The 23,465-nt window shown below is 50.9% G+C and carries 21 protein-coding genes; 1 reads left to right on the top strand and 20 read right to left on the bottom strand.

All coding sequences use genetic code 11. The annotated features are described in order from the left end of the window. Window positions 1-30: 30 nt before the first annotated feature. The 18 genes from CLFS41_RS13095 to CLFS41_RS30430 all read right to left on the bottom strand — a co-directional run bounded on the left by CLFS41_RS13095 (window position 31) and on the right by CLFS41_RS30430 (window position 20,505). Window positions 31-987, bottom strand: a complete 957-nt coding sequence (locus tag CLFS41_RS13095; RefSeq protein ID WP_045092516.1) for a hypothetical protein — start codon at window positions 985-987, stop codon at window positions 31-33. Then, entirely contained in the window at window positions 984-1,415 is a 432-nt protein-coding gene (locus tag CLFS41_RS13090) for a hypothetical protein (protein WP_007858290.1), read from the bottom strand. Before CLFS41_RS13090 ends, CLFS41_RS13095 begins: the two co-directional genes overlap by 4 nt. A 207-nt stretch (window positions 1,416-1,622) precedes the next feature. Continuing rightward, window positions 1,623-1,757 carry a DUF6783 domain-containing protein gene (locus CLFS41_RS31160; protein WP_347468434.1) on the bottom strand — a complete coding sequence of 45 codons (135 nt, stop codon included), beginning with the start codon at window positions 1,755-1,757 and terminating at the stop codon, window positions 1,623-1,625. Window positions 1,758-1,852: 95 nt separating this feature from the next. Beyond that, window positions 1,853-3,802, bottom strand: a complete 1,950-nt coding sequence (lysS, locus tag CLFS41_RS13085) for a lysine--tRNA ligase (protein WP_045092515.1) — start codon at window positions 3,800-3,802, stop codon at window positions 1,853-1,855. Between the two features lie 43 nt (window positions 3,803-3,845). Then, window positions 3,846-4,328, bottom strand: coding sequence for a transcription elongation factor GreA (greA, locus tag CLFS41_RS13080; RefSeq protein WP_002574940.1), 483 nt, complete (start codon window positions 4,326-4,328; stop codon window positions 3,846-3,848). Window positions 4,329-4,436: 108 nt separating this feature from the next. Further along, the gene (gene dusB, locus CLFS41_RS13075) at window positions 4,437-5,432 is read right to left on the bottom strand and encodes a tRNA dihydrouridine synthase DusB (RefSeq protein WP_007858470.1); all 996 of its coding nucleotides are present in this window, start codon (window positions 5,430-5,432) and stop codon (window positions 4,437-4,439) included. Then, window positions 5,433-5,783: a DUF6145 family protein gene (locus tag CLFS41_RS13070; RefSeq protein WP_007858471.1), complete on the bottom strand. Its 351-nt coding sequence runs from the start codon at window positions 5,781-5,783 to the stop codon at window positions 5,433-5,435. Window positions 5,784-5,878: 95 nt separating this feature from the next. Next, window positions 5,879-6,853, bottom strand: coding sequence for a 6-phosphofructokinase (gene pfkA / locus CLFS41_RS13065; protein ID WP_007858472.1), 975 nt, complete (start codon window positions 6,851-6,853; stop codon window positions 5,879-5,881). Window positions 6,854-6,944: 91 nt separating this feature from the next. Then, window positions 6,945-10,430 carry a DNA polymerase III subunit alpha gene (locus tag CLFS41_RS13060; protein WP_045092514.1) on the bottom strand — a complete coding sequence of 1,162 codons (3,486 nt, stop codon included), beginning with the start codon at window positions 10,428-10,430 and terminating at the stop codon, window positions 6,945-6,947. Window positions 10,431-10,569: 139 nt separating this feature from the next. After that, a complete protein-coding gene (locus CLFS41_RS13055) occupies window positions 10,570-10,827 on the bottom strand; it encodes an HPr family phosphocarrier protein (RefSeq protein WP_007858474.1) in 258 nt (85 codons plus the stop codon). A 125-nt stretch (window positions 10,828-10,952) separates the two neighbouring features. Then, on the bottom strand, window positions 10,953-11,912 hold the full coding sequence (gene whiA, locus CLFS41_RS13050) for a DNA-binding protein WhiA (protein ID WP_007858476.1): 960 nt from the start codon (window positions 11,910-11,912) through the stop codon (window positions 10,953-10,955). 4 nt (window positions 11,913-11,916) lie between these two features. After that, window positions 11,917-12,789, bottom strand: a complete 873-nt coding sequence (rapZ, locus tag CLFS41_RS13045; protein ID WP_007858477.1) for an RNase adapter RapZ — start codon at window positions 12,787-12,789, stop codon at window positions 11,917-11,919. A 36-nt stretch (window positions 12,790-12,825) separates the two neighbouring features. Next, a complete protein-coding gene (gene murB, locus CLFS41_RS13040) occupies window positions 12,826-13,734 on the bottom strand; it encodes a UDP-N-acetylmuramate dehydrogenase (protein ID WP_007858481.1) in 909 nt (302 codons plus the stop codon). Window positions 13,735-13,764: 30 nt separating this feature from the next. Continuing rightward, window positions 13,765-14,697, bottom strand: a complete 933-nt coding sequence (gene hprK / locus CLFS41_RS13035; protein ID WP_007858482.1) for an HPr(Ser) kinase/phosphatase — start codon at window positions 14,695-14,697, stop codon at window positions 13,765-13,767. A gap of 102 nt (window positions 14,698-14,799) precedes the next feature. Next, window positions 14,800-16,674 carry an excinuclease ABC subunit UvrC gene (uvrC, locus tag CLFS41_RS13030; RefSeq protein ID WP_007858484.1) on the bottom strand — a complete coding sequence of 625 codons (1,875 nt, stop codon included), beginning with the start codon at window positions 16,672-16,674 and terminating at the stop codon, window positions 14,800-14,802. Window positions 16,675-16,733: 59 nt separating this feature from the next. Continuing rightward, window positions 16,734-18,062, bottom strand: coding sequence for a putative glycoside hydrolase (locus CLFS41_RS13025; protein WP_045092513.1), 1,329 nt, complete (start codon window positions 18,060-18,062; stop codon window positions 16,734-16,736). 338 nt (window positions 18,063-18,400) lie between these two features. Then, window positions 18,401-20,023: a mannitol dehydrogenase family protein gene (locus CLFS41_RS13020; protein WP_045092512.1), complete on the bottom strand. Its 1,623-nt coding sequence runs from the start codon at window positions 20,021-20,023 to the stop codon at window positions 18,401-18,403. 341 nt (window positions 20,024-20,364) lie between these two features. Next, window positions 20,365-20,505 carry a hypothetical protein gene (locus CLFS41_RS30430; RefSeq protein WP_007858493.1) on the bottom strand — a complete coding sequence of 47 codons (141 nt, stop codon included), beginning with the start codon at window positions 20,503-20,505 and terminating at the stop codon, window positions 20,365-20,367. Between the two features lie 370 nt (window positions 20,506-20,875). On the opposite strand from CLFS41_RS30430, the gene CLFS41_RS13015 reads away from it, so the two are divergent. Further along, on the top strand, window positions 20,876-21,094 hold the full coding sequence (locus CLFS41_RS13015; RefSeq protein ID WP_045092511.1) for a helix-turn-helix transcriptional regulator: 219 nt from the start codon (window positions 20,876-20,878) through the stop codon (window positions 21,092-21,094). Here the strand turns inward: CLFS41_RS13015 and CLFS41_RS28985 are convergent. Together CLFS41_RS28985 and CLFS41_RS13005 are read right to left on the bottom strand one after the other, a co-directional pair. Then, window positions 21,091-21,810, bottom strand: coding sequence for a hypothetical protein (locus CLFS41_RS28985; RefSeq protein WP_052665715.1), 720 nt, complete (start codon window positions 21,808-21,810; stop codon window positions 21,091-21,093). The genes CLFS41_RS13015 and CLFS41_RS28985 overlap by 4 nt on opposite strands. Window positions 21,811-21,985: 175 nt before the next feature. Then, a complete protein-coding gene (locus CLFS41_RS13005; protein WP_045092510.1) occupies window positions 21,986-23,449 on the bottom strand; it encodes a glycoside hydrolase family 32 protein in 1,464 nt (487 codons plus the stop codon). Window positions 23,450-23,465 lie beyond the last annotated feature (16 nt).

The raw sequence follows: 23,465 nt of genomic DNA, 5'->3' as shown, positions 1-23,465 counted from the left end.
TCCCCACCTCCTTACATTCAATCTTTTTCATTAATACACGTTTCTCTCCCTTGTGCTGCGTTTTCTGGTACTTATTTTCTGTACCTTTACATCAGGTGTGCTCACATTCATCTTGGGCACTGCTTTTACATAATAATAATAATCATCGTCCTCAAACTGGACATGTTCCGTCCTGGTATAATCCACTGTGAAAATGAAGAAATTATATACTGCCGCAATGACGGCTGACAATAGTATGCCCAGAATCAGCTGTCCCACAGCAACGGTGACCCCAAAGACGAAATCTCCCACAAAGATCACCAGAAGCTCCGCAACGGAACCGGCTGCTATGGCCACGATCCATGAATAGTCCATGGAAAGCCTGCGGATCAGGTACACAATGATAATGCCCACCGCACAGGTAGCGATCATCACCATCATGGTCTGGTTAAAAATCACTGATTTTAAAATCTGACTGTACTTTTGTACAATGTCCACCGCGGCGTCATTGGTCAGGACGCCTGCGTTCTGTTTCACATACATGATAAGGTAATACAGGAACACGCCGCATCCAACCGGGATGAAGGATGCCAGGCTTCCCCCCAAGCCCACCAGCAGCGGAACCGCATAGGGGATCTTAAACAGAAATGCCAGGGGTGTAAGCACGATCAGGTAACTGTCCCCGGGCTTAAAGCCGTAATAGAGAATGGCAACCGTCAGGATCAGGACCAGTGTGATCAGGGCCATCTCCAGGGATACCGCGTATACATGGGCCACCAGCAGGCAGCCGGCCAGGAACACAATGGCTCCGTATGGCAGCAGGGCGCTTACCAGGCACACCAGGATCACCACCAGAGGATTCTTAAGTTTATTCATATAGCCTATGTTGGCATTCAGACTTAAGAACGTACACAGTGCGAACAGGAAGCGGATCACCGGCTGTACGGCGTAACTGTACCTGTTGTAAAAACTTTTTAAATGCTCTTTCCACAGCAGAAGACTTGTCATCGAGCTCTTCCTCCTCTGTTATCCCTCTTTCTCTCGGGCCTTTCTTTCTCGTAACGCCTCATCAGGTGCTTTAACTTGGAGGTGTACATGGTCTGCGACCGGGCCGCGTAATCATACCGCTTGGAGTACACGATCCAGGTGACGATCAGGTAAAGCACAAGGCCCGCCGCATAGATAACGCCCCACTTTTTTGCGGCATCCAGTATCTCATCAATGCTCATCTCATTGAGCAGCTCGTCCAGTTTGTAGAGGACCCACATCAGAAGAAACAAAAGGTAACAGAAGGTATACCCAAAAAATGAGCGGAACATCTGTCCGCCTACATAATCCTTTTTAAAATAGCGGTTAATGGGAAATATCTTTTTGCCCACCCTTTTTTCAAATATGGCCAGCTGCGTCATATATCTGACCTTCTCTTCATTCAGCATACAGGCACTCCTTATGAATCTCATAACATATCAATTTAGTATACCACAAGTTCTTCTGTTTTGCGACACCTTAAATGAATTTTTATGATTTTGTAAATAATAAGATGATTTTTTTTATTTTAGCATACGCAAAAACAGGCATCTGATGGACCGTCCGTCCTCCTTCATCAGATACCTGTTTTCTATATTCTTACGTCCAGTGCTTCATCAGACCGGAAACCATGGAGCACTAGCGTGTGTTTGAAAATTGCTTTCTGACAGCTGTACGTTATACTTTGTGGGAGATTTGGCCCCGATGAAGGAGGCGTAGTGGGCTACGCTGACTGAATTGGGGCCAAGTATGCCGCGAAGCGGGGCGTGCTTTGTCCTAAGGGGTACCGGGCAGAGCCTGGGGGATTCCTTAGGGCAGATGGCGGGAATGAATTTTCAAACACGCTCTAGTACAGCTTTGCGCCTGCGGGTATCCGGTCATCCACCATCAGCAGATTCAGACCCTCATGTCCGTCTTCCTCATGCACTGCGGAAATGAGCATACCGCAGGAATCAATTCCCATCATCTTCCTGGGAGGAAGATTTACAATGGCGATGGCTGTCTTTCCGATCAGCTGTTCCGGCTCATAGTACTCACGGATGCCGCTTAAGATCGTGCGGTCTGTTCCGCTTCCGTCATCCAATGTAAACTGAAGAAGCTTTTTGCTCTTAGGCACTGCAACACAGTCTTTGATCTTTACAGCGCGGTAATCGGACTTTGCAAAGGTTTCAAAATCCACCATCTCCTCAAACAGAGGCTCAATTTTAACCTTGGAAAAATCAATGGGCGCAGCTGTTTCCCCTGTCTTTGCAGACAGTTCTGCAATGGCATCGGTTTTTTCAGCCTTCTTGGAAGGCTCCCCGTTGCCGATGGTCTTCATGGTTGGGAACAGCAGCACATCCCTGATCGCCGGTGAATCGGTAAGCAGCATGACCATACGGTCAATACCGAATCCGATTCCTCCCGTAGGCGGCATACCCACTTCCAGGGCGTTCAGGAAGTCCTCGTCCGTATGGTTTGCCTCCTCGTCTCCCTGTGCCAGAAGCTCCTCCTGGGCTTTAAAGCGCTCCCTCTGGTCAATGGGATCATTAATCTCTGAGTAGGCGTTAGCCATCTCCCAGCCGTTCATAAAGAACTCAAAACGCTCCACATAATCGGGATTGCCCGGTTTTTTCTTGGTCAGAGGGGATATCTCCACCGGATGATCCAGCACAAAAGTAGGCTGTACCAGATGTTCCTCCGCAAACTCCTCAAAGAACAGGTTTAAGATATCGCCCTTCTTATGGCGGGCTTCAAACTCAACGCCCTTTTCCTTGGCAATGGCCCTTGCTTCTTCCAGGGTGTGGATCTCATCAAAGTCCACGCCCGCATACTTCTTAACAGCTTCCACCATAGTGATACGCGCAAAGGGCCGGCCCAGATCCATCTCCACACCCTTATAGGTAATGGTTGTGGTGCCCAGGACTGTCTGGGCCACATGGCGGTACAGGTTCTCCGTCAGCTCCATCATACCGTTATAGTCCGTATATGCCTGGTACAGCTCCATCAGGGTAAACTCAGGATTATGGCGGGTATCCAGCCCCTCGTTGCGGAATACGCGGCCGATCTCGTACACTCTCTCAAGTCCGCCCACGATCAGTCTCTTTAGGTAAAGCTCCAGGGAAATGCGCATCTTCAGATCCTCATCCAGCGCATTAAAGTGGGTTTCAAAGGGCCTGGCCGCAGCGCCGCCTGCATTGGCAACCAGCATGGGGGTCTCCACCTCCATAAAGCCCTGGCCGCTTAAATAGGTGCGGATCGCAGAAATGATCCTGGAACGCTTGATAAAGGTATCCTTTACCTCCGCATTCATGATCAGATCCACGTATCTCTGGCGGTAACGGGTATCCGTGTCAGTCAGTCCGTGGAACTTTTCCGGAAGCACCTGAAGGCTTTTGGTGAGAAGGGTCACCTCAGCGGCATGAATGGAGATCTCACCTGTCTTGGTTGTGAACACAGTTCCTTTAACGCCCACGATATCTCCGATATCCATCTTCTTAAAATCTTTATAAGGTTCCTCGCCTATGCTGTCCCTGGCAACATAGACCTGGATGGTTCCCTGCAAGTCCTGTACATTGCAGAAAGAAGCTTTGCCCATCACACGCTTGAACATCATACGTCCTGCGATGACTGCTTCCTTTCCTTCCCACTGCTGGTAATTATCTTTCACATCCATACTGTGGACAGTCACATCATATTTTGTAATCTGGAAAGGATCCTTTCCAGCTGCCTGAAGTTCGGCCAGTTTCTCCCGGCGCGCTTTCAGCACATGATTCAAATCCTGTTCCGTCTGGTTAACCTTCTGCTGCTCTCCCACGTTTCGCACTCCTTTGTGTTCGTCTATTCTTAAACCGTGTCCTCTATGACACTCTCTGGATCTCCAGTACCTTGTACTGGATATCTCCTGCCTGTGTCTCCACGTCAACGCAGTCTCCCACTACCTTGCCTATAAGGGCACGGCCCACCGGAGACTCATTGCTGATCTTATTCTGCAGGCTGTTGGCTTCTGTGGAACCTACAATATAGAATTCCATCTCCTCGTCATACTCCACGTCCAGAAGCTTTACCTTGCAGCCAATGTTGATCTTGTCAAGGTCAATCTCGTCCTCAACCACAACCTCTGCATTCTTAAGCAGCTTTTCCAGCTCCTCGATACGAAGCTCGATATCCCTCTGCTCATCCTTAGCCGCATCATACTCAGCATTCTCGGACAGGTCGCCCTGTTCCCTTGCTTCCTTGATCTTCTGCGCAACTTCTTTTCTCTTTACAACTTTCAGATTCTGCAGCTCATCCTCATACTGTTTGAGTCCGGCATAGGTTAATATGTGTTTCTTATCCGCCATCTTACCTGCTTCCTTCCTTTACTTCATATAATTTATGTTTGATTTCACTTAAGTATCTCTCTCAATGTCCACACATTCTGTGTATTATATAAGAAAATATGATGATTGTCAAGAATGGTTTCCATCTTTTCCCCCTGTATTTACCGGGATCCTCTGATTCAGCAGTTCGGCAAGCCCTTCCAGGGTTTCCACCTGGTTGATCTCATTTCTCAGGGCCGCGGAGTGAGGCATCCCTTTGGTGTACCATGCCATGTGTCCCCGCATCTCACGCATGGCGGTGGACTCCCCCTTATACTCCACCAGCATACGGCCATGGCGCAGGACCATTTCGCGTATCTCTTCTATAGAAGGTTCAGGCAGAAGTTCCCCTGTATCCAGGTAGTGGTTGATCCGTCTGAATATCCATGGGTTGCCCTTGGCTCCCCTGGCGACCATCAGGCCATCGCAGCCTGTTTCCTCCATCATGCGCTTGGCGTCCTGGGGAGTGAAAATGTCCCCGTTTCCGATTACAGGGATCTTCACCGCCTCCTTCACCCGGCGGATGATATCCCAGTCGGCCCTGCCTGAATAGTACTGCTCCCTGGTCCGCCCGTGGACAGCCACTGCAGCCACCCCGCAGCTCTCAGCCATCCTGGCAAACTCCACCCCGTTGACGCAGCTGTCGTTAAACCCTTTCCGGAATTTCACCGTCACCGGCTTTTTCACTGCCCTGACCATGGCTGTAAGGATCTCACCCGCCTTCTTGGGGTCCTTCATCAAGGCGGAGCCCTCCCCATTATTTACGATCTTCGGCACAGGGCATCCCATGTTCACGTCAATAAAATCATAGGGCCCGTCCTCGATCCTGGCAGCGATCTCCCCCATGATCTCCGGGTCGGAGCCAAACAGCTGTACGGCTGCCGGACGTTCCTGGGGATGGATCTGCAGCAGTTCCTTTGTATTCCTGTTATTGTAAAGGATAGCTTTGGCGCTGACCATCTCAGTCACAACACAGCCGGCTCCCTGCTCACGGCAGAGCAAACGAAATGGCAGGTCCGTCACTCCTGCCATGGGCGCCAGTATTACATTATTCTCAAGAAGGGTGTTTCCAATTCTTAATTTCATCTATTCTTCCCCATCTTCATCCGGCGTGATCTCTTCTCCCAGGAAAAATGTCCTGTAATACAGTTCCAGAGCCTTAAGCAGCTCCCTTTTTTCTTCCTGATACTGCTTGATCTTAAGGACACTTCCGATCTCGTCAAAGAGGTAGTCCTCCTCAGGAGCCGTCACCTTGAATTCCAGGCTGCCGCTGTCGTCAAACTCCATGGTCAGGATCCCGCCCACATCCTCTGTGTACAGGACGCACATGATGTGCAGCTCGTCCTGTATGGACTGTGGAAGGGAGGAAAAATCCTGGTTGAAATAATATTTCTGCTCATAGGAATTGGCTCCGCAGAGCACCTTTGTATCCATCATCTTATCTCTCCACAAAAGTCCGCTGCCCCCATAATCATTTCAGAGGCGCGGACCTTCCATTCTCAATTATTCGGTTTTTCTCATCATCATACAGACTATCTAACAAGCATCTTAGCGATCTCATACTGTTCTTCCGGGATATCCTTTGACATGTTCAGGGCTTCCTGAATATCGTAGTCCACAAACTCACCGTGCTTATATGCCACCAGACGGTTGCTCTTGCCCTCTGCCAGAAGTTCTGCCGCCTTGGCGCCCATGATGGATGCATAGACTCTGTCCTTACAGGTGGGTGTGCCGCCGCGCTGCATGTGTCCCAGGATCGTTGCCCTGGTCTCAATGCCGGTAGCTGCCTCAATGCGCTTTGCCATGGAACCGGAATGGCCGATCCCCTCCGCATTGATAATGATATTATGTTTCTTGCCCCGCCTGCGGTTGTCAATGATCCTGTTGATCAGGGCCTGCTCATCCCCGTCATAGCGTTCCGGAAGCAGAATGTCCTCAGCTCCGTTGGCAATACCGCACCACAGGGCGATATAGCCCGCGTTCCTTCCCATAACCTCCACGATACTGCACCGCTCATGGGATGTGGAAGTATCACGGATCTTATCAATGGCCTCCATGGCAGTGTTCACAGCCGTGTCAAAGCCAATGGTGTAATCTGTACACGCAATGTCCAGGTCAATGGTTCCCGGAAGCCCGATGGTATTGATCCCAAGGGAGGAAAGCTTTCCTGCGCCCCGGAAGGAACCGTCTCCGCCGATCACAACCATACCGTCAATCCCATGCTTGCGGCAGATCTCAGCCCCCTTTTGCTGACCTTCCGGTGTGGTAAATTCCTTGCATCTGGCTGTGTAAAGGATGGTACCGCCGCGGTTGATGGTATCAGATACACTTGTGGATTCCATGTCCACGATCTCTTCTTCCAGGAGTCCTGCATAACCGCGCATGATCCCCTTTACTTTAAGTCCCTTGTTGATTGCCACACGAACCACTGCGCGGATCGCCGCGTTCATACCCGGCGCATCTCCGCCGCTTGTGAGTACTCCAATGGTTTTCACTGCCTTTGCCATAGCAATTTACCTCCTTGTATTAAGCACATGCTCTCATCTGCCTGTGCAATGTCACTCTTATTCATTCTCTCATGTTATGCCCAACGCTATTCTAATGCATTTTTCCCAGCTTTTCAAGACCTTTTTCTACCACTTTGACATTTTTTTCACCAAGTTCGGTTTTAAGTTCAGCTACGAGCCGGTCCGTGACCTGGACGCTCCAGGCGGCCGGAAGCATCTTTTTCGCCCTCTCTTTTTGAAGGTAAATGATGACCCGGTCCTTTCCCTCGCTGGTCTTAAGCACATTCAAAAGCCTGGGTTCACTGGCCTGATATCCTTCCTTGTCCTCATACTGAAGCCAAAGCTCCTTGGGCGTATGTTCAAAGGGCACAACCTGTTCACACACCAGCTTTCCCACCGGGTCATCCCCGATGGATACACGGCCCCGGATAAAGAGCTTGGCATCCTCTGTGAACAGCTCCCGGTTGGCTTCGTAATCCTTGGGGAACACAATGACCTCCACCGAGCCCATGAGATCCTCCAGGGTAATGAAGGCCATCAGCTGGTTGGTCCTGGTGGTCTTCACCGTCTTTCCGGCCACCAGTCCTCCTATGACAGCCCGGGTGCCGTCCTCCACCCCGGCTTTCTCCGTCTCCTCGTCCACGATAAAATCAGCCGAGGTTGCCGATATGTTCTTACGCCACGCCTCCTCATAATCGTCCAGGGGATGGCCGCTGATGTACACGCCCAGGATCTCCTTTTCAAATGCAAGAAGTTCTTCCTTTGAGTATTCCCCCACATCGGGAAAGGTAATCTGGTATTCGCTCCTGTCCTCCTCGCCCGCTATGTCAAACAGGCTCAGCTGGCCCTCAAACATGGACTTGCGCTCCCTGGCCTTTTCATCCAGCATGGTGGGCGCCACCGCCATCTTCTGGCGCCTTGTTCCCGGCAGGGTGTCCAGCGCTCCCGACTTGATAAAGTTCTCCAGTGTCCGCTTGTTCACCTCTTTCATGGTCATCCGGCCCACAAAATCCTCCATGGAGCGGAAGGGACCATCCTTCTCCCGCTCCGCCAGGATGGCATCCACCACCGGCTTTCCCACGCTCTTAATGGCGGACAGGCCGTATCGTATGGCGTCCCCGGACACGGAAAAACCGCTCTCTCCCTCATTGATATCCGGCGGAAGCACCGGGATATTCATCATCCTGCGGCAGGTGAGGATATATTCGGAGAATTTCCCCACATTGTCCATGACCGATGTCATCAATGCCGCCATGAACTCCCGCGGATAATAATACTTAAGGTAGGCCGTCTGGTAGGAAACCACCGCATAGGCCGCTGCGTGGGACTTGTTAAATGCGTACTTGGCAAAGTCGATCATCTCGTCATAGATGTGATTGGCCGTCTTCTCGTCAATGCCGTTGTTCACGCATCCCTTTACGCCCTCCTCCTCATTGCCGTACACAAAGTTGTGGCGTTCCTTTTCCATGACCGATGTTTTCTTTTTACTCATGGCGCGGCGGACCAGGTCGCTCCGCCCCATGGTATATCCCGCCAGGTCACGCACGATCTGCATTACCTGCTCCTGGTACACGATACAGCCGTAGGTGGGGCTCAGTATATGTTCCAGCTGGGGGCACTCATAGGTGATGCTGGCCTTATCGTTCTTGCCCTTTAAGTATCTTGGGATAAAGTCCATGGGACCCGGACGGTACAGGGAGATGCCTGCAATAATATCCTCCAGGTTCTCGGCCTTAAGCTCCTTCATGAAGCTCTTCATCCCCCCGCTTTCCAGCTGGAACACGCCCTCCGTCCTGCCTGTGCCGATGGATTCCAATACCTGCCTGTCATTAAAATCAATTTGGTCAATATCTATGGAAATCCCGTAATCCTTTTCCGCCAGCCTGACCGCGTTCTGGATCACGGTCAGGGTGCGCAGGCCCAGGAAATCCATTTTAAGAAGCCCCAGCTCCTCTATGGTGGTCATGGTAAACTGGGTGGTGATGGTACCGTCCGCCGCCCTGGAAAGGGGTACGAACTCATCAATGGACCTGCTGCCGATCACCACGCCGGCCGCATGCATGGAGGTATGCCTTGGAAGCCCCTCCAGACGCTTGGACATATCGATCAGATAGCGGACCTGCTGGTCCTCATTGTACGCCTTTTTAAGGTCCGGATTCATGGTCAGGGCTTTTTCCAGTGTCATACCCAGATCATTGGGGATCATCTTGGCGATGGTGTCGCACAGGGCATACGGAAGGCCCAGGACCCTTCCCACGTCCCTGACCACACCCTTGGCAGCCAGGGTACCAAAGGTGACGATCTGCACCACCTGGTCCTTGCCGTACTTGCGCACAACATAGTCAATGACTTCCTGGCGTCTCTCGTAACAGAAGTCAATATCAATATCAGGCATGGATACCCTCTCCGGGTTAAGGAAACGCTCAAACAGAAGGCTGTAGCGCATGGGGTCGATGTTTGTAATGCCCAGTGTATATGACACCACGCTGCCGGCAGCTGAACCGCGGCCGGGCCCCACCATGATATCCTGCGAACGGGCGTAGTTGATAAAATCCCAGACGATCAGGAAATAATCCACATACCCCATGGTACGGATCACATCCAGCTCATAATCCAGGCGCTGGCTCAGGGTCCCGTCATCATCCGGGTACCTGGTCTTAAACCCCTCCCGGCACAGATGATTTAGGTATCCCCAGGAATCAAAGCCCTCAGGGACCTCATACTTGGGGAGCTTTGTTACCCCGAACTCAATGTCCACATTACAGCGCCGGGCAATCTTATGGGTATTGTCCAGGGCCTCGGGAGCGTAGGGGAACAGGGCCCGCATCTCTTCCTCGGATTTGCAGTAGAACTGCCCGCCCTCATAGCGCATCCGATCCTCATCCTCCACCTTTTTGCCGGTCTGGATGCACAGCAAAATATCATGGGCCTTCTCATCCTCGGCAAAGGTGTAATGGATATCATTGGTAGCCACCAGTTCCAGGCCTGTCTCCTTGCTCATACGCATCAAGCCCTGGTTGACCAGCCTTTGGTCCGGCAGGCCGTGGTCCTGGAGTTCCAGGAAAAAGTTATCCTTTCCAAATATCTCCACATAACGGCCGGCGGCCCGCACCGCTTCCTCATACATCCCTCTTGCAAGGTTGCGCTGCACCTCCCCTGCAAGGCAGGCGCTGAGAGCGATCACGCCTTCATGGTAGGTTGTCAGCACCTCATAGTCCACCCTGGGCTTATAGTAGAATCCATCCACAAACCCCTTGGACACGATCTTCATCAGGTTTTCATATCCTTTGTTGTTCTCAGCCAGAAGCACCAGGTGGTAATAGCGGTCCTCGCCGCTGACCGTCTCCCTGTCAAACCGGGAGCTGGGAGCCACATAGACCTCGCACCCCAAAATGGGTTTGATCCCCGCTTCCTTTGCTGCTTTATAAAAATCAATCACACCATACATCACGCCGTGGTCCGTGACAGCCATGCTGTCCATGCCCAGCTCCTTTGCCCTGGCGGTCAGCTCCTTGATCTTACAGGAGCCATCCAACAGGCTGTATTCCGTATGGACGTGTAAGTGGGTAAATGCCATCTGCCATCTTCTCCTTATCCGTAATACATGTCATATGTGTTATAGTTTAGCATAGAATCCGCCAAATGAAAAGAACCAGGCAAAAGTGATGCGCCTGGTCCTGCTGTTATCTATGATTATACTCTGTACAAAGGGATGGTCATTCCTGGTTTTTTAAATACTTCTCAATCTCAGAAACCGCCAGCTCCTCATCCGCACCCTCAGCCTCTACCGTAATGGCCTTGCCTGCAGTCAGGCACAGCGTCATCATACCCATGATGCTCTTGGCGTTCACACGCTTAGCCTCGGCTTCCAGATAAATCTTGCTCTCATACTGGCTTGCCACCTGCACCAGCATTGCTGCCGGCCTTGCTTCCAGTCCTGATGACAATTCAACTGTGATCAATTTCTTTACCATAATTATCCTCCTCATTCCTTTGAATGGTACACAGCCGGCCGGAACCATGCTACGGTTCCCACAGCTGCCATTCCGGTGCCCATACTGAATTGTACTTAATGATACATTAATGAATACACGCCGTACTACTTCCCCGGCAACTGCTGCCGCATATCATCTGCGATCTGGCTCAGTTTCCTCAGCCGGTGATTGACCCCCGACTTGCCCACGGGCGGCTCCAAAGCCTCCCCCAGCTCCTTCAGGGTCGCTTCCGGACGTTCCAGCCTTATACGGGCCATATCCTGAAGTCCTTCGGGAAGCCCCTCAAGACCTATGGTGTCCTGGATATAGCGGATATCCTCCATCTGCTTTACCGCGGCAGACACCGTCTTATTGATATTGGCAGTCTCACAGTTCACCTGACGGTTCACGTTCCCCCGCATCTCCCTGAGAATACGGATATTCTCAAACTCCATCAGTGACACAGGTGCTTCCATCACATTAAGGATGTCCACAATCTGGTTCCCCTCTTTGATATAAACCACATAGTACTTTTTCCTCAGCACGATCTTTGGTTCCATATCAAAAGCGGCTATGATGCCTTTAAGCTGCTCAGCCTTTGCCATGGAAGAGCATGTGATCTCAAAATGGTAAAATTTCTCCGGGTCGCTGATGGACCCTGACGCGAGAAATGCTCCTCTGATAAACGCCCTTCTGCAACAGGCATTCTGAACCACCACATTGCGCACCAGTGAAAGGTTCTCCCGAATCTCCCCCTGGTCATCAATGAGCTTGGCCGCCTGAAGTACCTTAAGTGCATCATCATGTTCCCTGACTGCTACAATATATGTCCGGTTTCGCGAAAGATTCCCACCTCTGCGAATTGAAACATCAGTACTTATATTAAATGTTTTTTTCAATAATGTAAAGTACTTTCTTGCAACTGCCACATTTTCCGTATGGATTTCAATGGTAAAATGGTCGGATGCCGATATTTTCACACGCCCGCAAAGGCTTAAAATTGCGGCTGTCTCAGCGATCTGGCAGTGTCTCGCTGCCGGAACCTGTCTGGAAAGCTCATCTTTTACTCTGGAAGAAAACGACATTCTATCACTGCTTCCTTTTATTGTCTTTGTCAATGTCTCTGTGTTCTATTTTGATCCCATACTCCCCAAACGCAGCAAGGTGCCCGTAAAGGGCATTGGCCATGGCAACGGAACGGTGTTTGCCCCCGGTACACCCCACCGCGATCACCAGCTGGTTCTTCCCCTCGCCAATATAATTGGGCAGCAGAAAATCCACCATATCGTACAGCTTGTCCAGAAACGCCTGTCCGGTCCCGCCCTGCATCACATAATCACGGATGACCTGGTCCTCCCCGGTAAGGGGGCGCAGTTCCTCCACATAGTAGGGATTTGGAAGGAAACGCACATCAAACACCAGATCCGCATCCTCGGGTATCCCGTACTTGAAGCCAAAGGACAGGACCGTGACAAACATGTTGCTGTACTCCCTGTCCTGAAGAAAAATCTTCTCCAGCTCCTGCCTCAGTTCCCTGGTAAGGAGTTTGCTGGTGTCAATGATAAAGTCCGCGTCCTTTTTCAGGAAAGCCAGCTTGACCCGTTCCTTCTCAATCCCCTTATCCAGCCGTCCCGTGCCTGCCAGCGGATGGCTGCGGCGGGTCTCCTTATAGCGTTTGATCAGCGTTGCGTCATTGGCGTCCAGAAACAGGACCTGGAAGTCCAGGCCCGTGTTTTTCCATCCCCGCAGGATCTCGTCCAGATGGTTCAGCTCCTCGCCGCTTCTGATATCGATCCCAAGGGCGGCCTGGGCGATATCTCCGCCCCCTGACACAAGCTGGGCAAATTTATCCACCAGGGATATGGGAAGGTTATCCACGCAGTAAAATCCCATATCCTCCAGCATCTTTAAAGCAATTGTCTTGCCTGCCCCGGACATTCCCGTTACAATCACAAGCTTCATCTTTCTACCTCAGTCATCTCATTACACTCCGGATCGTCAAAATTCACCCCAGCGCTTTACTTCCATTTCCAGCTCCACACCGGATATCTCCTTCACGGTCTTCCTGATATGGCTGCAAAGTTCCATCACATGGCCGGCTGTGGCATGATCCTTGTTGATCACAAACCCGCAGTGCTTTTCAGACACCTGGGCTCCCCCCACCTGATATCCCCTGAGTCCTGCATCCTCTATGAGCTTTCCGGCAAAATACCCCTGGGGCCGTTTAAAGGTGCTGCCAGCGCTGGGGTATTCCAGGGGCTGCTTTTCTCTTCGCCTGGCTGCCAGTTCCCTCATCCGTTCTTCAATGGCGCCCCTGTCCCCGGGCCTTAGTTCATAGACAGCTTCCAGCACAATATATCCGCGGGAAGGAATGCAGCTGGTACGGTATCCCAGTTCCAGATCCCCGGCGGGCAGGTCAAGTATACGGCCCTCACCGGTCATCACTCTGGCCGACTTCAGTATATCCTTCATCTCTGAACCATATGCCCCCGCGTTCATCACCAATGCGCCGCCTGCGCTTCCCGGTATCCCTGCGGCAAACTCCATTCCGGTCAGGGAATGCTCCAGGGCCAGATGGGCCGCCCGTCCCAGGAGCTGCCCCGCTCCTGCCCGCAGCAGATTCCCATTTACCCCAAGTCCGCTCAATTGCTCCGTGGAGATGACCACACCTTCACAGCCCTTGTCACTGACCAGAAGATTACTGCCATTTCCCAGGATCCTCCATAAGACCCGGCTCTCCCTGCATATACGCAGGACTTCAGCCAGATCCTCCTCCACGGCAGGGCACACAAACAACTCGGCCGGTCCCCCAATCCGAAAAGAGGTGTGCCTGCTCATGGGTTCCATGGGCATGCACACGGATTGTTTTGACACAAATGCGTCTTTTATTATTTGTTCCAAATTCAAATTCCAGTCCTCGCTAAACATTCATATTAATTAGTCTTCGCTGGCCTTGCCAAGATTGGCCTGCACTCTCTTGTACAGTTCCTGGGCAGCATTATAGCCCATCTTCTTCTGACGGTAGTTGACAGCCGCAGACTCCACGATAATAGCCAGGTTGCGTCCCGGACGGATCGGTATGGTATGGCACACCACCTGGTTGCCCAGGAATTCCGTATAGTTGTCTTCCAGACCCAGCCGGTCATACTCTTTATCCTTGCTCCAGTCCTCCAGCTTAATGACCATATCAATGTTCTGGGTATCCTTAACGCTCTCCACACCAAACAATGTCTTCACATCAATGATGCCGATACCGCGCAGTTCAATAAAATGCTTTGTGATATCAGGCGCGCTTCCCACCAGAGTGTCATCGCTGACCTTGCGGATCTCCACCACGTCATCTGTCACAAGGCGATGGCCTCTTTTGATCAGCTCCAGGGCAGCCTCACTCTTGCCAATGCCGCTCTCGCCCATGATCAGCACGCCTTCACCAAATACATCGATCAGCACGCCGTGAATGCTGATGCAGGGAGCCAGCTTAACATTCAGCCAGCGGATGATCTCCGCCATCAGGGCCGAAGTCGTCTTATCGGACACAAGACAGGGCACGCCGTAGTAGTTGCAGTATTCCAGCAGGTCCTCATCCGGCTCCTGGCTGCGGCTGAACACCAGACAAGGGATCTGGCTGGATGTCAGCTTATCATACATCCTGCGCTTCTGCTCCCGGTCCATAGTATTAATATATGCTTCCTCCACATATCCAATGATCTGAACCCGTTCTCTGTCAAAATGATCAAAGAATCCTGTCAGCTGCAGGGCCGGACGGTTAACATCCGGATGGGTCAGTACGATCTTGTCCGTATCAATATCCGGAGTGGTGTTGCGCAGCTTCATCTTTTCAATTAATTCCGTTATGGTTACTCCATGCATGGTAATACCCCCTTAGGCTGGTTCTATTTCTATCATACTATCACAAATTGACCTGGTTGTCATGTGTTTTCTCTCCTGCACATTTCCATATTCTGGATATTTCTATTCATCAGCAGGTTTGTGAAAAAAGTCATACACGGCCTGGGCAGAGCGCCGGTTCATCTGGGGAGCCTGCTCCAGCTCCTCCACCCCTGCCCCGCGGACAGACTCAATATCCTTAAAATGGCGCATCAATGCTTTTCTTCTGGCCGGGCCGATTCCGGGAATGTCGTCCAGGATGGATCTCACCTGCCCCTTTCCTCTCAGGCTTCTGTGGTATTCAATGGCAAACCGGTGAGCCTCATCCTGTATTCTTGTGATCAGGCGGAACCCCTCGCTGTGCCTGTCAATGGGAACTTCTATATTATTGAAATAAAGCCCTCTGGTCCTGTGGTTATCGTCCTTGACCATACCGCACACGGGAATGGAAAGACCCAGCTTGTCAAGGACCTCCAGGGCAATGTTTACCTGTCCTCTTCCGCCGTCCATCATGATCAGGTCCGGGAACCGGGTAAAGCTTCCCATACTGAGGTCGCCGCCTTTGTCCTCCAGCTCCCTGACCTCCCGCATCCCGTGGGAAAAGCGCCTGGTGAGCACCTCCTCCATGGAAGCATAATCATTGGGTCCCTGAACGGTCTTGATCTTAAATTTCCTGTAATCGCTGCGCTTTGGCTTTCCATCCTCATACACCACCATGGAACCCACGGACTCCACTCCGCTGGTGTTGGAGATATCAAACGCCTCCATACGCCGGATTCCCCCAATGCCGATCAGCTCGCCGATCTGGTTCATGGCGCCGATGGTGCGCAGCTCCTCCTTCTTGATCCGCTCCTTATCCTGGGACAATACAAGCTCCGCATTCCTTGCAGCCAGTTCCACCAGGCGCTCCTTCTCCCCCTTTTTCGGCACCACAATACGCACCTTCTGGCCCCGTCTGGCAGTTAGCCACTGGCTGATCACCTCCTCATCAGCCAAAGGATGCTGAAGCCACAGCTCCCTGGGAATAAAAGGCGTCCCTGCGTAAAACTGCTTGACAAAGCTGTCCAGGATCTCCCCCTCGTTCTCCGCCATGGTGGCTGATACATGGAAATGGTCCCTGCCGATGAGTTTGCCTTCCCTGATAAAGAACACCTGTACCACCGCATCCTTTTCGTCCTTTGCCATTGCCACAATATCCCGGTCTTCCATACTGCTGCTGGTGATCTTCTGCTTCTGGGCCACCTGCTTCACGCTGCTAAGGAGCTCCCTGTACTCAATGGCCCTCTCGAAATCCAGGTTTTCCGATGCATTCTGCATCTTTTCCTCCAGGGTTTTGATCAGGGGATCATATTTTCCGTTAAGAAAATCCAGGGCCAGGCTGAAGTTGGCCTGGTAATCTTCCCTGGAAATATAGCCCTGGCATGGGGCATCGCACTGCTTGATATGGTAGTTGAGGCAGGGCCTGTCCTTTCCGATATCTTTGGGCAGGCTTCTGCTGCAGGTGCGGATGCGGTACAGCTTGTGGATCAGGTCCAGGGTGTCCTTCACTGCGCCAGCACTTGTATAAGGCCCAAAGTATTTGCTTCTGGAATCCTTTTTCATATCCCTGGCAAATAAAAGGCGCGGATAGTCCTCCCCTGTGGTGGCCTTGATATAAGGATAACTCTTGTCATCCTTTAGCATGGTGTTGTACCTGGGCCGGTGCTCCTTGATCAGGTTGCACTCCAGCACCAGGGCCTCCAGCTCCGAGTCCGTGAGTATATATTCAAACCATGCGATATGGGAAACCATCTGTTCGATCTTGGCTGTTTTGTTGCGGCTGCTCTGGAAATACTGGCGCACCCTGTTCTTCAGGCTGATCGCCTTTCCAATATAGATGATCTCATCCCTGTCATTATGCATAAGATAAACTCCCGGGCTGGCCGGGAGTTTCTTCAGTTCTTCTTCTAAATCAAACAATGCTGTCCTTCCTCCATCTGAATCTTTTCAAAACGGTACCGCTGCCCTGTCTTCTGTTTTTACCGGGCCGCGGGATCCTGTGACGGTCCGCTTTCCGGCCCCTGTGTCTCCGTATCCGGCAAACCGGCGTTCTCCGGCGCCTTAGATGCCCTGGACTCCTCTATGGCCTGCTCCTCTGCCGCTGCCTCCTCCGGGGTCAAAAGGCCTCCGTAGTGATAGGAAACGCCTGCATCCCACAGGATCCACTCATCATATCCGGAATCATAGACTGCCTGTATCTGCTGACGCACCTCTTGATCCCCATAGTTCATATAATCCTTAAGATAGGATGCGGTAAAATCCTGGAGCCACGGGCGTACAACCGCCTGTTTCTTATGTTCCTGTCTGGATTCTGCCAGAAGCTCGATGGAATCCTTAAGCGCATGCCTGATCGTATCATACGGCTGTTTGTCCGGATTTTCAATACCAAAATTTCCCGGCCCGTAATGGGAGGGATAGATCATAGGACAGATATAATCCAAATGTTCCGCCATATCCCCATACTCCTGCCCCACAGCCGCGGCATCCTCCTCGCTTCTCATGATGGTTCCAAACACATCCGCAGACACAAAAAGTCCCTCTTTGGCCAGCTCGTCATATGCGTAGCTGACAAATTCCGTGATCGCCTGCGTCTTGTCCCGTCCCCTGGTATCCGCCTCGTCAAACACCACATCCTTCATAGTCCTGTCCACGGCAAAACGGATATAGTCAAACTGGATTTCCTTAAATCCCATTTCCCCGGCTTTTTTGCCTACCTCTACCAGGTAATCCCACACTTCCTGTTTATATGGGTTTACCCACGCAAGGCCCTTGTTATCCCGGTAAATGCTTCCATCCTCCACATGCAGGCTCCACTCAGGCTTCTGTTCAGCCAAATACGGATCCCGGAATGCAACCACCCTTGCAATGGGATAGATGTCATGTTCGTTCAGCTTCCGGACCAGCCCCGGCAGATCACCGATAAAGGGCTGACAGGCATTGATCTCATTGACCGTGGGCGAATCCATGGCAAAGGTGATCCTTCCCTGATCGTCCTTCACATCAATGACCACTGCGTTGAGCTCCGTTTTGTCGATCTCCTCAATGATCCGGTCCATCATATCGCCAGTCCCAGCCACATAAGCCGACACGTAGATGCCTTTTACCTTAACCGGATTCCTGGGAGGATAGGATGATATGGAAATCACCTCCGCCTCCGCGGGAGCCGCTTCTTCTGTGGCCTCTGTCCGTACTTCGGCTCCTGATTCCGAAGTGCTCTCCTCCACCCTTGTCATCTCTTCCGATGGTTCATATCTGGTGCACCCGGTGAGAACCAGTGCGATCATTCCTGCTGCTATCCACCTTTTCATACGTAACCTCTGTCTTTCTCTTTCCTATCTCTTTACCCCAGCTGACAAGGTGGGCTTGTGTGACCTTGTCCCCTTAGGTATCTATATGTAAAAGGCAAACGCCTGTCAATCCGGTGAAGCCGGCAAAACTTCAAGTTCGTTCCCACTATAATAGCATATCCTTTAAGTTTTGTACATAAAATATGACATTTTTGTTACGTTTTGATTAATTTCTCCCACTTTCTGTAAAAATATGAGACTAAAAATCCCGGCGGGAAGTGATCATCACTCCGGTCTGCCGGGATTTCTTTCTGGACCCTTCTATGAGCCGTTCTATGGGACATTCTCTGTCTTATTATCTATCGAACCTCTGCCAAATGCTTTTTAAGGGCTGCCCTTACGGCTCCTTTTCCTGCGATCAGTTCAGTGAATATGCTCTCCACATATTCTCCCAGGCCGGCCTCATACAGATCCACGCCGAATATTTTGGCATCGCTTAAAATGGGCTGCAGGACCATGTGCACATCGCACGCTTCTCCGATCCTGACACTGCTAAGCTTTGACGCCAGACCTTCATACATAGGATCCGGGCTTACGGTAAAGGCATTTCCTTCATCATCCACGCCCAAAAGATAGCGGCACCATCCGGCCTGCACCATGGGGATGAATTTGAGGGATCTGACATCCAGCTCAGGTCTTGCCATATATTCCTTAATGGTTTCCCCAAATCGGATGGAAAGCTTCTGTGAGGTGTCGCAGGCAATCCTCTGTGGCGTGTCAGGCATGAATGGGTTCGGCACACGGATCATCAGAACCTCATCAATAAACTTCTCAGGTGAAAGGATGCCCGGGTCTGTGACCACGGGAAGGCCCTCCTTGTATCCGATGATCTTCACCAGCTTTACCAGATCCTCGTCTTTCATTTCCTCGCTGATTTTGGTGTAGCCAAGAAGGCATCCGTACACAGCCAGGGTGGTATGCAGCGGGTTCAGGCAGGTACATACCTTCATACGCTCCACCTTTTCAACCGTATCCCTTGTGGTGAACATGACTCCGGCCTGCTCCAGAACAGGGCGTCCGTTTGGAAAAGCATCCTCGATCACCAGATATTCTGCCTCCTCCGCATTGACAAAAGGAGCCACGTATGTATTTTTGCTTGTGATAATGCTCTCCGTATCTGTAAATCCAGCTTCCTCCAGCATTTTCTTAACGCTGTCATCAGGACGAGGAGTGATCTTATCAATCATGCTCCATGGGAACGATACCTTTGCAGGATTCTCAATATATGCCAGAAATCCTTCTGCCGCCAGTCCCTTCTCATCCCATGCCTTGGCATAGGCATCCACTGCTGCCAGCAGTTTGTCGCCGTTATGGGAGCAGTTGTCCATGCTAACCAGGGCCAGGGGTGCCCCGCCGTGGGTGTATCTCCAGTGGCACAGGGATACCAGCTTGCCGATATAGCTGTCCGCCTTGTCAGGACCTGCTTCAAAATCAGACAATACATCCTGGCGGAAGGATCCATCGGCGGCAGTGATGCTGTAACCCTTTTCCGTAATAGTAAAGCTGACCATCTGGAGTGTGGGACTGGCAAAAATGTCCTTTAAACGGCTCCAGTCCGCCTCGTCCTGGCGGTCCACTGTCAGGGATTCGGCCAGACTGCCGATCACGGTCTTTTCAATGGTTCCGTTAGCCTTCAGGGTCACCAGCAGGCTTAAGTCATCCTGGGGCCTGTATGCCTTTTTAATGATCTCATAATCATATCCTTCAGCCACAATGATACCTGTCTTTTCAACGCCCTTATTCAATAGCTTCTGCTGCAGAGCTGCCGGAAATGCGCGGAAAATATTCCCCGCTCCAAAATGGATCCACTGAGGGCACTCCCTGGTTGCTGCTTTCATGGCTTCCCTGTCAAACTCCGGCAGTTGAATGCCGGCAGCTTCCCACTGTGCCCCGTTCTTCAGTTCACTGTCTAATAAATGCATGATCTTTCCCTCCTGAATGAATGATATTGCCCACTGTTGTATTGCCCACTGTTGACTTTTTAAACCTTTTTGTATTTCATGACCCTATCTTATCACCCAAAAAGCCAATAATCCATGTCCCTTTTTGCCGACTACATTGCAAAACTTGCTGTCACCGGGATAATGTCCGCTGCCCCATCCCGTGAATACCCACGATCACCTTATCAAGTATAAAAGAGACACCGCCCTCTTGACTTTCCTGAACATAAAAGGAGGCCGTGGCGTTATGACCGGTCTCCTTTTACTATGTTGCCTTTATTATGTTGTTTTTCTTGTGTTACTTTTCCTTTTGTTGCTTTCCTTCACTTAATCACTGATGAAACACTGGAATGTTCCTTCTGGTCAAACATACCCTCAGAACTGGCCGCTGCCGCATTCACCATGATCAATAGTGCCGCCAGCAATACCCATGCAAAACTGCCCAGAACCTTTCTAATCTTCATCTTACTCCGCCTCCTGGATTCGATTCATAAGCTGCATCTTCCACGCTGCTTAGTCTCAGTCCGTTATCTTATTATACAAACTTTTCGGAAAAATGCAAGTCCTATTCCTCTTACTCTGTCTTACATTTTCCTTAAAAGAGAAGATGTTTTTTTATCCATACTCAAGGGGAATCCCCATTATTTCTCCGTTCTCTATATAGAAGCTTATGAAATAAGGCTTTTTTCACCTTTTTTTGCGGTAAATTCCGCACCCTTTGAGCCAGAGGACTATTTTATACGTTAAACTTGATTATAGTTTTTTAAGCGACTATGGTCATATTTTTAGCCGTATTTTATTCTATAAATATATCACAAGAAGAGAGGATACACCGTGATTACATATGAACCTTTTTGGACCACTTTAAAACATTCTGAGGAATCTACCTACACTCTGATTTATAATCATAATCTATCAAGCTCCACCATTGACCGGCTGCGCAAGAACAAACCTCTGAGCACAACCACCATCAATGACCTGTGCCGGATTCTGGACTGTGATATCAATGACATTATTTCCTATCAGCGGTCGGAAAACGATCAGGTGCTTTAGACAGCACTTCTTTCTGCTATCTCAACCGCCATCTTTGCCGCTGAATCCACCGCATCTTTGGCATCATCCTCCCAAAGTGCATATCGGATCCCGCCATGCTCCCATGTGGCCAGAACGCCATGTATATCAGAATTTTCTATGGTAACCTCCAGGGTGATCTCAATCCTTGCCCCATCTTTTGCCGTAGCCATCCAAGTCTGCTTCTTTTGCTCATCAAACATATAATAAAAGACCGATGGATCTCCATCCTCTGTCCTGCATGCCCGGACAATGACATCTGATCTTGAAAACTCATCATAGAACATGACCTGGCGGACGCCGCCCTCCTCCGTGCTGTACACCGGATCACTGTACCAGTTTTCATTCATCGGCAGCCCAATCTTTATCTCCTGCATTTCATGGGAGGAAAGAGCCCCACTGTCATCCGCACCTGGCGCTTCGCCGGACTGTCCTGACGCTTCTTTTGGCAGATCCCATAAATCGCCGGCGGATTCCGGCTGTTTTGAGCCTGACTGGTTGGCAGACGTCTCCTCTGATGGCAAAGCAGTCTCCTCCGTTGGCAAAGCAGTCTCCTCCATTGGCATATTCCTCTCCTCCGTTGTCACCGCTGCCGGCTGCGCAGACTCGGTCTTTCCCGTCCCTGACTGGCAGGCAGTGAGCATTAAACCTGTACACAGTGCAGCGGACAGGATCCTCGTTTTTATCCGAATTTTCATTAATACCTCCTCTTTTTCCGTTTCCCGGGACCACATTATGATTCATATTTTAGCATATAGCCCGGTTAATTGCAAAAGAAAGGATATGGCCCAAAGCCATATCCCCGGAATACCTCTGCTTATAATACCTCTGCTTATAATTCTTCTGCTTGTAATACCTCAGCCCATCGCGTCTCTACTCATATATAAATCCGGATAGATCATACAGATCAACGCATCCTGAACATGCTCCATCTGCCCGGATGCTTCCCTCCATCCCATATACTCTGGTGGTAAAGACTTCCTCCCCCCCGTTGACAAACACTTCCAGGGATGAAGTGTCGGAAAACACCTGAAGTTCCCTCAGATCATCAACCATTACGCTCCTGTTTGTCCTCCCGCTGCCCTTCCCCCCCATATCCAGGGTCAGCAGACGGTTTTCATAGTTCAGGGTAACTCCGGCGCGGAGGGTCAGGGTCACCCGGTCACATGCGCCAAACTGAAAGCATGCCTCGTAGACGATCTCTTTTTCCCCGGCCTCATTCAATTGTCCCAGATCATATGTCCTCCCATGGCAGCGCATGTGTTTCAACTCCTCCACCGGGGTCTGGATCAGGCGTCCCCCGGCCCAGTGAAGGACACGGGGAATGGTCAGGGCATGCTGCCAGCCGGCCTGTGTGGTGGGGTTGGTATAATCCGCATCCGGTATCCCCATCCATCCAATGAGGATGCGTCTCCCCGTTTCATCCTCAAAGGTTTGGGGAGCATAGAAATCAAAGCCCCTGTCCACCATGGATATTTTTTCTTGGTTGTCCTCCAAGCGATTCATACGATAAGTATTTGCCCCAAAATCATAATCCAGCCCCATAACCGTACACTGGTGCACATTCCAGAAGTCCACGCCTCTAGGAGCTACTCCCTGGGGGCAGCAGATCAGGCACAGCTGGCCGTCCAGCCAAAAGAGGTCCGGGCATTCCCACATATAACCAAAGGGCGCCTCTGTGGTGATCCTGTTATAATATTCCCAGTCCTTCAGGTTCTCCGACCGGTAAAGGAGGACCATCCCTTTGCTTTCCTTATCCCTGGCTCCAAGAGCCATATAGTAAGCGGATCCGTGATAAAAAACCTTAGGGTCGCGTATATGACAGCTCATATCCGCAGGATAGTCACGGTTGGTCATCAGGACCATTTTTTCCGAAAATTCGTATCCGTCCCTGCTGCTAAAATAGATGGTATTGCTCTCCCGTCCGCTCATAATATAATCATGATCATCCCTGTCAAAGCATTTCACATTACCTGTGTAAAAATAGTGGATAGTGCCGTCCTCCACAAAGGCAGAGCCGGAATAAACTCCATGGGCATCAAAATCATGGTCAGGAAATAGTACCGGTTCCTCGCTGGTATAACGGACAAAATCCTTTGTGGTATAATGCCCCCACAGCTTGATCTCGCCGGTGGGTTCAAAGGGGGTATATTGATAATAAATATGGTACAGGCCATGGAGCTGGCACAGCCCGTTGGGATCATTGAGCCAGCCGGTCTCCGGCATCAGATGGTATGCCAGACGGTTCGGGTCAGACTTTACCCGGTCCCTGTATGCCTGATGTTCCCCATACCATTTTTCATAATCCTCTTTGTTAACCTTATGATACTTTTTCAAAGCAAACTCCTCCTGG

The sequence above is a fragment of the Clostridium sp. FS41 genome (assembly GCF_000954015.1).
Taxonomy (GTDB): domain Bacteria; phylum Bacillota; class Clostridia; order Lachnospirales; family Lachnospiraceae; genus Enterocloster; species Enterocloster citroniae.
This window is presented reverse-complemented; position numbering and strand designations above follow the sequence as displayed.

Bases quoted from the DNA above. Each gene is read 5' to 3' on its own strand.
- CLFS41_RS13020 (WP_045092512.1), bottom strand. From the start codon at position 20,023: ATGCATTTATTAGACAGTGAACTGAAGAACGGGGCACAGTGGGAAGCT.
- pfkA (WP_007858472.1), bottom strand. From the start codon at position 6,853: ATGGCAAAGGCAGTGAAAACCATTGGAGTACTCACAAGCGGCGGAGAT.
- rapZ (WP_007858477.1), bottom strand. From the start codon at position 12,789: ATGAAGCTTGTGATTGTAACGGGAATGTCCGGGGCAGGCAAGACAATT.
- CLFS41_RS13070 (WP_007858471.1), bottom strand. From the start codon at position 5,783: ATGATGGATACAAAGGTGCTCTGCGGAGCCAATTCCTATGAGCAGAAA.
- CLFS41_RS13055 (WP_007858474.1), bottom strand. From the start codon at position 10,827: ATGGTAAAGAAATTGATCACAGTTGAATTGTCATCAGGACTGGAAGCA.
- whiA (WP_007858476.1), bottom strand. From the start codon at position 11,912: ATGTCGTTTTCTTCCAGAGTAAAAGATGAGCTTTCCAGACAGGTTCCG.
- CLFS41_RS13025 (WP_045092513.1), bottom strand. From the start codon at position 18,062: ATGAAAAGGTGGATAGCAGCAGGAATGATCGCACTGGTTCTCACCGGG.
- greA (WP_002574940.1), bottom strand. From the start codon at position 4,328: ATGGCGGATAAGAAACACATATTAACCTATGCCGGACTCAAACAGTAT.
- CLFS41_RS13095 (WP_045092516.1), bottom strand. From the start codon at position 987: ATGACAAGTCTTCTGCTGTGGAAAGAGCATTTAAAAAGTTTTTACAAC.
- CLFS41_RS30430 (WP_007858493.1), bottom strand. From the start codon at position 20,505: ATGAAGATTAGAAAGGTTCTGGGCAGTTTTGCATGGGTATTGCTGGCG.
- dusB (WP_007858470.1), bottom strand. From the start codon at position 5,432: ATGAAATTAAGAATTGGAAACACCCTTCTTGAGAATAATGTAATACTG.
- hprK (WP_007858482.1), bottom strand. From the start codon at position 14,697: ATGCATGGAGTAACCATAACGGAATTAATTGAAAAGATGAAGCTGCGC.
- CLFS41_RS28985 (WP_052665715.1), bottom strand. From the start codon at position 21,810: ATGAAAATTCGGATAAAAACGAGGATCCTGTCCGCTGCACTGTGTACA.
- CLFS41_RS13090 (WP_007858290.1), bottom strand. From the start codon at position 1,415: ATGCTGAATGAAGAGAAGGTCAGATATATGACGCAGCTGGCCATATTT.
- CLFS41_RS13060 (WP_045092514.1), bottom strand. From the start codon at position 10,430: ATGGCATTTACCCACTTACACGTCCATACGGAATACAGCCTGTTGGAT.